Source organism: Bradyrhizobium sp. WYCCWR 13022 (assembly GCF_030435535.1).
In the GTDB taxonomy this organism is placed as follows: domain Bacteria; phylum Pseudomonadota; class Alphaproteobacteria; order Rhizobiales; family Xanthobacteraceae; genus Bradyrhizobium.
The window spans coordinates 1-10592 of the sequence record NZ_JAUIZJ010000047.1 but is presented as its reverse complement, the minus strand read 5'-3'; the positions used below and the strand labels follow the sequence as shown (position 1 = coordinate 10592).

The window sequence follows — 10592 nt, the reverse complement described above, 5'->3', positions numbered from 1 at the left end:
ATGTCGCCGTAGTGCATCAGGAACGGCACGTTGCCGACATGCGGGTCCTGGTAGAGGTGATCGACGCGCGCGGTGTTGAACGAGGACGAGCGCCGCTTGATCCCGTGCACGACATAACCGAGCGACAGCAGATGCTCGGCAAGGTAAGCGCCGTCCTGACCCGTCACACCGGTGATGAGAGCGACCCGCTCAGCCATATCCGCAAACGCTCCCAATCGGCCCCGCGGGGCCGGCTTCCGAAACCTGCCCTTCTCTGACACATCGTTCGCCGGGGTCAACCCACTACGGCGTTAAACCGTTCTTTTTCCGAGGATTCCGGCCGCGAGCGGGAGGGGCGGCACCGAAGGCCGAAGGGAAACCTTGAGAAGCTGGTAACACTTGTATGGTGTGATTTTCCCGCAATTTCTGGCGGGATCTGGGGCTCACGTGACGTTTCGGGAACAGCAGCGGGGATCGACCCGCGCGGGACAAATCCGCTGCCCTTTCCTCGCGAGCACGGGGACATCCAGACCGCCGTAGTAACTCTCGTCGACCGCCTGGCCCCAATCGTCCCCGTCGCACGTCAGGGACACGTTGCCCGCGAGATCGCAAGCCTGATCGCGAGCCTGCCGAGCGCGATGGGCAACAACATGTTCCTGCGCCAGAGCATCATTCGCCGCAGTACCGCGACATCCGACAATGTGATCGACGGATTGGCCGCGTGGGTCACCGTCCTGTTCGACCTTGCCAATCTTCAGCAAAATCGCGGCAGAGCCTTGCGTCTCGAAGCCAGGATTCCGGGCGATGCGCTCGATCGTCTCGCGCGGGCGCTTTCAGAAACGCGCAACGGCTGCATCATTGCCGTGCCCCATATCGGCAGCCTCGAACTGTTCGCAGCACATCTCAAGGACTGCGGCTTCAACGTCGGCTTCGTCTATTCGATCGGCCGCCGGCCGACACCGACCGAACAATGGATCTATGCAGGCCGAAGTGCAACCGGGGCGACGCCGATCGCGTTCGCACGACGCAACACCGGAGCCGAGATCGCCCGCGTGCTTCAGAACAAAGGCGTCGTCCTCATGGTCGTGGACGTCTATCCCAGCGCCATCTACGCCGGGATCACCGTCAAGACCCATGATTCCGAATTCCGCTATCCACCCGGACCTGCGCGCTACGCGCGGACGGGCACGCTGGTTCTGCCCGGCTTCGCATCGTGCCGCGATGCCACGGGATTCTCGATGAACATCCTCGCTCCGATCGCTTATCGGACATCGATGCTCGTTCAAGCCGCGGCGGCCGAGTTCACGCAAGAGGTTGCGGCTCATGTCGACGGCTTTACGGCCGAGCAGCCCGGGGCCTATTGGCTCTGGCACCCCATCCCCAACGATCCTTATCTGGCGATCGCAGAGCGCCGGCGCCCGGATCTGCTGACCGCGCTGGCACCTACGGATGACGAGGCCGTCGCCCTGGCCGTGGAAGCCGCCGACGCCAGATGGACCGCATCCGATTTGACAGATCCCGTTCGCTGGACCGAGGCTCCGCCGCTCGCATCGTCCGCGCTCCCGGAAACGGTCGGCTGATGGGCAGGCCGCAAAATCCCATGAGCCGGCCGCTCGTCGCAATCCTCGCCTGTGCCGCCCTCGAAGCATCGGGCATCGCGCTGATCTTTCCGACTCTACCTCATCTGCTGCGCGCCATGGCATTCACGGACAACGTGTCGGCGCTCTATGGCGTGCTGCTGGCGCTGCACGCATTCACGCAATTCGTCGTCACGCCGGTGCTCGGTGTTCTCTCGGACCGGCTCGGCCGCCGGCCGGTGCTGTTGCTCGCGCTTGCCGGCTCGACCATCGACTATCTGGTGATGGCCTTCACGCCCTATCTGTCGCTGCTGTTCATCAGCCGCACCATCGCCGGCCTCACCGCGGCGGGCGTCGCGATGATCACCGCCACGATCGCGGACATCACGCCGGAGGCGGAGCGCGCCCGCCGTTTCGGCCTGTTCCACGCCTGCTTCGGTGCCGGCTTCGTCATCGGGCCTGTCATCGGCGGCGTGCTCGGCGACATTTCGCTGCGCGCGCCGTTCCTTGCCGCTGCGGCTTTGAGCAGCGTGAACGTCCTGATCGCGGCGTTCGTGCTCCCGGAAACGCACCGCACCGCGCGCAAGCCGTTCGCGTGGCGGACGCTCAACCCGTTCGCACCGCTGCGCTGGGCGCTGACGTTTCGCACGCTGATCCCGCTGCTGCTGGTGTTCCTGCTCGTCAGTCTCGTCGGCCAGACCTACAGCACGGTCTGGGTGCTGTTCGTCACCGACCGCTTCCACTGGACCGCGACCGATATCGGCGTTTCGCTCGGCATCTTCGGCGCCCTGGTCGTGCTGGTGCAGGCTTTCGCCATCGCGCCGCTCACAGGCCGGCTTGGCGAACGTGGCACGCTCCTACTCGGCATAAGCTGCGAGGGGATCGCTCTTCTCGCCCTCGCCTTCGCACAAGCAGGCTGGATCGCTTTCGCGCTGATCCCGCTGATCGCGTTCGGCGGCATTAGCGCGCCAGCATTGCGCGCGCTCCAGTCCAAGGTCATCGATGGCGAACGTCAGGGCCAGTTGCAGGGGGTCGTCGCGAGCTTCGTCAGCCTGGCTGCGATCCTCGGCCCGCTCGTCTTCGGCGCAATTTACGCCTTGTCGCGGCCCGACAGAACCGGGCTCGTATGGATCATCGGCGTCGCGATTTTTGCCATCGCCGTGCCGTTGGCGCTGACGGTGCCAAAGCGGGCGATCATGCGAACGTAAAATGGACGGCGATCCCGCGAGAGGATCGCCATCCGTTGCAGCCCGTTCTATTGCGAGCGGTCCGAGGTCCAGCCCTTGTAATCCTTGATATTGTCGCGGGTCACGAGCTTCGAGGGCAGCAGTTCGACGGGCGAGGCCGGCTTCTGCCCATTGAGAATTCCGACGCCCAGCTGCACCGCGCGCCGCGCCATGAAGAACGGGTCCTGCGAGGCCGACGCCTGGATCTGCGGCGACGCCGGGTCCTTCAGTGCGGCCTCGATGTCGGGCGCGCCGTCGACCGCGGTGATGATGATACCGCTGCGGTTCTGCTGTTTCGCCGCAAGGTCGGTCCCGATCGCCTGCGGATCATTGATGGCGAAGATGGCGTCGATCTTGGAGAAACGGGTCAGATAGCCTTGCGCGACGGTGAGGCCGCCCTCACGCGAGCCCTTGCCGTCCTGGTCGCTGGACAGCACCTTGATCCCCGCATTCTTCGCGAACACGTTCTTGCAGCCGGTGACGCGATCGATCACGGCCGAGACCTGCGGCCCGTTCTCGATGATGACATCGCCCTTGCCGCCGAGCTTGTCGACGATGTACTGGCACGAGATCTCGCCGGCCTGGACGTTGTTGGTGGTCACCGTCGCATCGGCGCCTTCGGCCGCGGTGTCGACCGCGACGACGACGATGCCCGCCGCCTGCGCCTTCTTGATCGCCGGCCCGATCGCCTTGGGATCGCCGGGGTTGAGCAGGATCAGGTCGACGCCGGCGGCAATGAAATTGTCGATCTGGGTGACCTGCTTGCCGAGGTCGTATTCGAAGCCGACGGTGGTGATCTTCACGTTCGGATTGGTCTTCTTGGCCTCGAACTCGGCGCCCTTCGACAGCGCGACGAAGAACGGGTTGCCCATCGACCCCAGCGAGACGCCGATCGACTTGAGCTCCTTGGCAGAGGACGGCGCGGTGGTCAGGGCGAGCGCCATCGCGGCGCCGGCGAGCATGGTCATCTTCAACATTGTCTTCCTCCCTGGTCTGTCTTCATCCCCGGGCACGGCAGACCAGTTGCCGCAACCGAATTTCGCATCACTAGGTTCGCGCGGAGCCTTGCAGCCGGTAGCGATCCAGCGCCACGGCGCCGATGATCACGAGGCCCTTGATCACATATTGCCAGATGTCGGAGACGCCGGTGAGGATCAGGCCGTTCGAGAGCACCGCGATGATCAGCGCGCCGACCAGCGTTCCCCAGATCGAACCGATGCCGCCGACGAAGGATGTGCCGCCGAGGATCACCGCGGTGATGGCGTCGAGCTCGTAGCTTTGGCCGAGTTGCAAGCCGTTGGCCGCATAGAGCCGCGCCGCCTGCATGCCGCCGCCTAGCCCGGCCAGCAATCCCGACACGCCATAGACGAAGATGAGGACGGCCCAGACCTTGATGCCGGCCAGCCGCGCGGCGCTCTCGTTGCCGCCCACCGCGTAGATGTGCACGCCGAGCACCGTCCGGCGCAGCACCAGCCACGAGACGAGGATGACGAGCAGCGCGATCACCGAGAGCCAGGGGATCGAGGCAACGCCGGGGATGAGCGTCAGCGAGCCGTTGCCGATGAAGGCATAGGGTATCGACGGATTGAACACCGTGGTGTCGGCGCCGAGCAGCCGCGCCAGGCCGCGCACGGCGGTGAGCGAGCCCAGCGTGACGATGAAGGGCGGCAGGCGCAACAGCGCGATCAGCGCGCCATTGACGACGCCGAAGCCGAGGCCGGTGAGAACGGCGACCGGCAGCCACAGCGCGCCAAGGTCAGGCAGCTTGGAAATCGTCAGACCGGCCATCGCGGATGCCGCCAGGATCGAGCCTACCGAGAGATCGATGCCGCCGGTGAGGATGACGAAGGTCATGCCCGCGGCGAGCACGGTGTTGACGGCGGCCTGCTGCAGGACGATGCCGAGATTCTGTCCGGTGAAGAAACGGCCGTCCGACAGATAGTGAAAGCCGGCGCAGAGCAGCAGCAGCACCGGCAGCATGCCGGCCGCGCGGATCAGCAGCCTGATGCGTTGGCGCTTCGTCGCCTCGGCGGCAGCAGGGCCGTTCGTCATCGCAGCCTTCGCCTGCGTCGATCCATTGTCAGGCATCGAGATGCTCCGTCCCCGTAGCGAGGGCCATGATGTCTTCCTGGGTTAAAGGCGCCGTCTCGGTTCGCCTGACCTCGCCCGCGATCAGCCCCGACCGCATCACGAGGACGCGGTCGCAGATGCCGATGATTTCAGGCAGATCGGACGAAATGACGAGGATCGCGGTGCCGGCCTTGGCGAGATTGTCGATGATCGAATAGATCTCCGACTTGGCGCCGACGTCGACGCCGCGCGTCGGCTCGTCGAGGATCAGCACCTTCGGCGCAATGGCGAGAAGCCGCGACAACAGCACCTTCTGCTGGTTGCCGCCGGAAAGACCGCCCGCGGGCACGCCGACATTGGCGGCGCGGATGCTGAGTCCCGCAAACGCCCTGTCGGCGCGCTCGCGCGCCTTGTCGCGATCCAGGAACCAGCCGAACCTCGCATCGCGCCCGAGCACGGCAAGGTTGATGTTGTCCAGGCACGACATGTCGAGGAACAAGCCAAGCGCCTTCCGGTCCTCGGTCAGATAGGCGATACCGGCCTCGAGGGCCTCGCCGGGCGTACGGATCTCGATTGGCTGGCCTTCGAGTTCGAGACGGCCTGACGTCTTTGGTGCCGCGCCGACGATGAGATGCGCAAGCTCGGTGCGGCCGGCACCGATCAGGCCGGCAAGTCCCACCACCTCCCCCGCATGCACGGTGAGCGAGCAGCCCCTGACGCGCTGCCCGTCGGCCATGTCGCTCGCCGTGAGCACGGGGTGCCCCTTCCCGGCCTCGGGATCGTGATCCTTCTTGTAGAAGGACGAGACGTCGCGCCCGACCATCATGCGGACGATGGCGTCGGCGCGGATGTCCTGCTTGTCGAGCGAGCCGACCAGGCGGCCGTCGCGCAGCACGGTGACGCGGTCCCCGAGCGCGTAGACCTCGTCCATGCGGTGCGAGATGTAGATGATGGCAAGCCCTTCGGCACGGAGCTGACGGATCAGCGCAAACAGCCGCTCGCTCTCGCCGGCCGACAGCGCCGTGGTCGGCTCGTCCATGATCAGGATTTTCGAGCGCGCGTGCAGCGCACGCGCGATCTCGACCAGCTGGCGCTGGCCCATGGACAGATGGGCCACCAAGGTCGAGGGCAGAAAGTCCGCGCCCAGCCGCTCCAGGATCGGGCCGACGCCCTCGCGCATGGTGCCGCGCGCCAGCAAACCTGAACGCGATATCTCGCGGCCGAGATAAATATTCTCCGCGACGCTCAGATTGGGGGCCAAAGACAGTTCCTGATAGATGATCGAGATGCCCGCGGCCCGGCCGCCGAGCGGACCTTCGATCCTGACAGGCTTGCCCTCGATGCGGATCTCGCCGCCGGGATCGGGCCGGTAGGCCCCCGACAGGATTTTCATCAAAGTCGATTTGCCGGCGCCGTTCTCGCCCATCAGGGCATGGATCTCGCCGGCATAGACGGTCAGGTCGACCGCACGCAGCGCCTTGATGCCGAAGAAGGATTTTGAAACTCCCCGCATCTCGAGGATCGGATCGTTCATCGTGCCTCCCGGCGCACAATGCGTTTCCTGTCCGCGCTTCGTTTCGAGCGCGGTTCGCCCATTAAACAAAAGGCCATCGCGCAGGGCAACAGCGAACAAGGCGAAATGCGCATCCAAAGCGATGCTAGTGGCGCGGCCGATACAAGTGGCGCCAGGCGGGAAGCCGCTCGGCATAGGCCTCCACCAGCGCGCGATCGGGTTCGAAAGTCTCGACGCGTTGCGGTGGCGTGCAGACGGTTTCGATTGCCTCGCCAGTGACAGCAAGCCGCCCCAATCTCGCCGCACCGAACGCCGCGCCGGTTTCGCCGTCGGCAAAGCGATGGATCGGGACGTTCAGAACGTTTGCTAGCACCGACAGCCAGAACCGGGACCGTGACCCGCCGCCGATGACATCAGCTTCCGTCACCGCGATGCCGGCACCGCCAAGCGCCTCACGACAATCGGCCAGCGCGAAGGCAACCCCCTCGAGCACGGCCTGCACGATCGCGGTGCGATCGGTGCCGTGGCTCAAGCCATCGAGCATGCCGCGCACGACGGGATCATCGTGCGGTGTCCGTTCGCCCGCAAGATAAGGCAGGAAGCTCACCGGCGACGGCGCCTGGGCGCGTTCTCCCAGCGGCGCCAATAGCTCGGCTTCAGTGACGCCCAACAGCCGGGCGGCCCAGGCCAGACACGACGCCGCCGAGAGGATGGCACCGGCCTGAATCCACATGTGGGGAATCGCGTGGCAGAAGGTGTGGACCACGCGGTCCGGATTGGCGGCAATATGGTCGGACGGCGCCAGCAGTGCACCGGAGGTTCCCAGCGAGATGAACGCAGTGCCGGGCCTGATCGCGCCGATGCCGACAGCGCCCGCGGGATTGTCGCCGGCGCCGCCCGCGATCATCGGACACCGCGCCATGCCCCAACGCTGCGCGAACTCGCGGCGCAACGTGGCCGCGGGCACACATCCCTCGACCAGACGCGGCATGTGCGCGCGCGACAGGCCGGTCGCGGCCAGTGCCGCATCCGACCAGTCCCGCCGCGCCGCATCGAGCCATAGGGATCCGGACGCGTCCGAGACATCCTCGATCGCCTCGCCTGACAGCACCAGGCGCAGATAGGCCTTCGGCAGCAGAACGCGTTTGGTCGCCGCAAAGACCTCAGGCTCGTGCGTCGCGATCCAGAGCAGCTTTGGCGCCGCGAAGCCCGGCATCGCCTTGTTGCCCGTGATCGCGCGCAAGGCGGGCCAGCGCTGCTCCAGAATGCGGCACTCCGCGGCCGAGCGCCCGTCGTTCCAGAGAATGCAGGGCCGCAATGGCGTATCGTTCGCATCGAGCAGCGTGGGACCATGCATCTGGCCTGACAGCCCGATGCCTTCGACGGATGCCAGCTCCTTCCCATGCGACGCCTTCAGGGCATCGAGCGTGGCAAACGTCGCCGCGACCCACTGTGCGGGATCCTGCTCGAAATAGCCCGGATGCGGCGAGGCGCTCGTCAGGGCCCTGCTCTCGCTCGCAATCACGTGCTGCGCGCCATCGACGAGAACGGTCTTGACTGCGGAGGTGCCGAGATCGATGCCGAGATACATGACGGATGCGGTTCCCGAGGCTGGCGTCACAGCGGCCGCCATGCGACACCGCGCTGATCGACTCACCCCTCGGCTATATTCCGCTTCAGCTGGACATTGAACCAGATTTTCAGGATCTTTCCTGTTGCGGAGAGGTCACGCGGAACCTCCGCAGTTCAGCGCAAACCCGCGTGATGATTTTGTGCAATCGAAAGCTGCCCGGTGCTGCCTCAGTCAAACGACAATATCATGGTTCACATAGGTAATCGCAGTCCCCTTTGAAAGATCGGATGCAAGGCTGAAATTGTCCGCGGAGTAATTACCGATCAGCGACAGCTCGGCGATGTGGGCTCCATCGGAAATCGTTAGCATGCCGCCAGTGCCGCCGACGTTCTGATGGTAACTGAGCGAGGCCGCACCAAAATCAAGATTGGCAAGATCAACCACGTCTGCTTCGCCGAAGCCCGCTATCGTGCCATTGAAGTGGAATGCGTCGCCAAGCCTTAGAACGCCGGAGCCCGAACCGAACGTTACACTGATGGTTGCGGAGGCTTCGAGGTCAAGCGTCGCAGCACCATCGATCTTGGCGGTGCCGCTTCCGCTCAGCTGGCCCTGAACCGTAAGGCTCGATCCGTTGGCCCACAATACACCTGAGTTCGCGATCGAGCCCATAACCATCAAACCGCCACTGCCCGACGCTTCCAAAACTCCTGAATTGTATATCGTGTTGACGCCGGTATTGATCGTGAGAGCGTGAGTACCAGTCGCATCGATAGTGCCGGCGTTGGTCAGCGTCAGTTCGCCGTTGCCGAGGCGTCCGGCTCCGGAGATCGTATTGTCTTCGTTATCGAGCGTGACGGCGGCGCCCGTTCCGCAAATGACGTTGTCATCGCTATCCGACAGTTCGAGGTGACCGCCGCCCAGCAGCGTCACACCGTACCCAATCAGCTGAAAATCGGTTTCATCGCCAGCGGAATTCAACGCAATGGTGCCGGTATTGTTGATTGTGCCGCTGAAGGGCATCACGGCCCCATCGCTGATCGTCATTGTCCCGGCATTGTCGAGCGTCGGCATCTGGTCGAAAACGAAATCGCTCTCGCTTAAGGCGGCCGCATGCACTCCCTGCAACTCGATCGACTGCCCTTCTCCCAGCATGATCAAACTATTGCCATTGACGTCTTCGGTCAGATGCGCCTGGACCTCGCTGAAGCTTGTAAAATCGTCATATCCGATCAGATCGATCTGATCGTGTGCCGTGTCAAAACTGTAAACCGTGTCGTGTCCGATCGGCTGCCCAAAGACGAAAAGATCATTTCCACCGGCGCCGGTCAGCGTGTCGTCACCTGACAGGGCAAAGATCGGCGAACCCGTCGCATAGGCTTCGACGTTGTCCAGCACCAGCGCGGTTCCGATGCTGCCATCTGCATTGGTCCAGGTTTCGGTCACGCCCAGCACCATGGCGCCAGCAAAGGCGGCGGCCGTCGTTACCGTCAGTGCATTCAGGTCATTCGTGTCTACCGTCCAAATGCCGTTATCGAGATTCGTACCTTCGCTGAGGCTCCAATCCGTCGGTACTCCGGTCAACGTCAGATGGACTGGACCCGTCAGCTGGACGCCTGATGGATCCGTCAGCGCCAAATTGATGGGCTCTCCGGACGTACCGGCAGGCGCGACCTGGAAGGAGGAGTTATTCGTCAATTCCACCGACTTGGATGCAGACAAGTTCGCGGAGTCATACGCAGTGACTACAAGAACGTCATTGTTCTTGATGAGCGTCGTAGAACTCGTTGTGATCGTGTAAATTCCGGACTGGTAAGTAACCGACGACAACAAGCCCGAAAGCGTCCATACGCCTCCATTGAATGCCGCAGAGCCAAGGAGCACTCCGTTATCCGTGAGATCGAATTTTGTAATGCCGCCCTGGCCGACAACGGCCGCATCGTTGTCCGTCACAGCGGCCTGGAACGTCCAAATGCTTCCCGACGCCGTCTTATTGCCCGTGAACGCATATTGGTTGTCGATAATGTCTGAGAACACGGGTGGCGGTGCCAACTGGACCAAGCTGCCGCCGTGACCATCATCCGTGAATTGCCAGCCCTGGTTTGTATAGTCACCGGAGAAACGGATCTGGACGGAGATGTCGCCGGCAACGGTGTGATCGATGAAAGTGACAGTGCTGATGTTCGAGCTGTAGGAAACCGTCGTAGACATGCTGTTCGCATTGAAAGACAGATCCCTCAAGTCGATCTGATCATCCAGCGTGAGAAGCGTCCCGACGGAAGATCCCGCGATCAACCCAAGGAATTGCTTCGATTGATCGAGAATGAGTTCCCCTTGGACGCCCGCAAACAACACAATATTGCCAGACGCGACCGAGCCCCCGATCTGCAACTGTACAAGGTCGGCGATATTGATCGCGCCGGTGCCAATGATGTCCCCGGATATATCAACTGACGTGATGGCGTAAATCGTGCCATAGTCGGCGACGGTGCCCCCGGCAATATTTGATGAATTCAGCGTAAGCGTTGCGCCGCCGTCGACCCTGACCGTGCCGCTGTTGATCACGCTGTCGGTGTTCAGCGTCGTCATGCCGGTGATGTCCAGCAGCCCGCTGTTGCTGATCGTGCTCCCGGCCGTCCCGGTGATGATGTCGATCC

General features: G+C 63.5%; 8 protein-coding genes. 2 read left to right on the top strand and 6 right to left on the bottom strand.

All coding sequences use genetic code 11. From position 1 onward, the window contains the following. Window positions 1–197: GDP-mannose 4,6-dehydratase (locus QY049_RS36835; protein WP_301270522.1), on the bottom strand; the 197-nt coding region annotated here is incomplete at its 3' end. Between the two features lie 420 nt (window positions 198–617). On the opposite strand from QY049_RS36835, the gene QY049_RS36830 reads away from it, so the two are divergent. Both QY049_RS36830 and QY049_RS36825 read left to right on the top strand, forming a co-directional pair. Further along, complete coding sequence (locus QY049_RS36830) at window positions 618–1559, top strand: hypothetical protein (RefSeq protein ID WP_301270521.1); 942 nt, start codon at window positions 618–620, stop codon at window positions 1557–1559. Next, entirely contained in the window at window positions 1559–2764 is a 1206-nt protein-coding gene (locus tag QY049_RS36825) for a TCR/Tet family MFS transporter (protein ID WP_301270520.1), read from the top strand. The genes QY049_RS36830 and QY049_RS36825 overlap by 1 nt, the downstream gene beginning before the upstream one ends. A 47-nt stretch (window positions 2765–2811) precedes the next feature. Here the strand turns inward: QY049_RS36825 and QY049_RS36820 are convergent, their stop codons facing one another. The 5 genes from QY049_RS36820 to QY049_RS36800 all read right to left on the bottom strand — a co-directional run. Further along, entirely contained in the window at window positions 2812–3759 is a 948-nt protein-coding gene (locus QY049_RS36820) for an ABC transporter substrate-binding protein (RefSeq protein ID WP_301270519.1), read from the bottom strand. Window positions 3760–3829: 70 nt separating this feature from the next. Beyond that, window positions 3830–4870 (bottom strand): ribose ABC transporter permease, encoded by a 1041-nt coding sequence (locus QY049_RS36815; RefSeq protein WP_194482232.1) that lies wholly within the window; start codon window positions 4868–4870, stop codon window positions 3830–3832. Continuing rightward, window positions 4863–6386, bottom strand: a complete 1524-nt coding sequence (locus QY049_RS36810) for a sugar ABC transporter ATP-binding protein (protein ID WP_301270518.1) — start codon at window positions 6384–6386, stop codon at window positions 4863–4865. The genes QY049_RS36815 and QY049_RS36810 overlap by 8 nt, the downstream gene beginning before the upstream one ends. A gap of 124 nt (window positions 6387–6510) precedes the next feature. Beyond that, window positions 6511–7956: a xylulokinase gene (xylB, locus tag QY049_RS36805; RefSeq protein WP_301270523.1), complete on the bottom strand. Its 1446-nt coding sequence runs from the start codon at window positions 7954–7956 to the stop codon at window positions 6511–6513. 213 nt (window positions 7957–8169) lie between these two features. After that, a partial coding sequence (locus QY049_RS36800) for a beta strand repeat-containing protein (protein ID WP_367401209.1) occupies window positions 8170–10592 on the bottom strand: 2423 nt, incomplete at its 5' end.

Bases quoted from the DNA above. Each gene is read 5' to 3' on its own strand.
- QY049_RS36820 (WP_301270519.1), bottom strand. From the start codon at position 3,759: ATGTTGAAGATGACCATGCTCGCCGGCGCCGCGATGGCGCTCGCCCTG.
- xylB (WP_301270523.1), bottom strand. From the start codon at position 7,956: ATGTATCTCGGCATCGATCTCGGCACCTCCGCAGTCAAGACCGTTCTC.
- QY049_RS36830 (WP_301270521.1), top strand. From the start codon at position 618: ATGGGCAACAACATGTTCCTGCGCCAGAGCATCATTCGCCGCAGTACC.
- QY049_RS36810 (WP_301270518.1), bottom strand. From the start codon at position 6,386: ATGAACGATCCGATCCTCGAGATGCGGGGAGTTTCAAAATCCTTCTTC.
- QY049_RS36825 (WP_301270520.1), top strand. From the start codon at position 1,559: ATGGGCAGGCCGCAAAATCCCATGAGCCGGCCGCTCGTCGCAATCCTC.
- QY049_RS36815 (WP_194482232.1), bottom strand. From the start codon at position 4,870: ATGCCTGACAATGGATCGACGCAGGCGAAGGCTGCGATGACGAACGGC.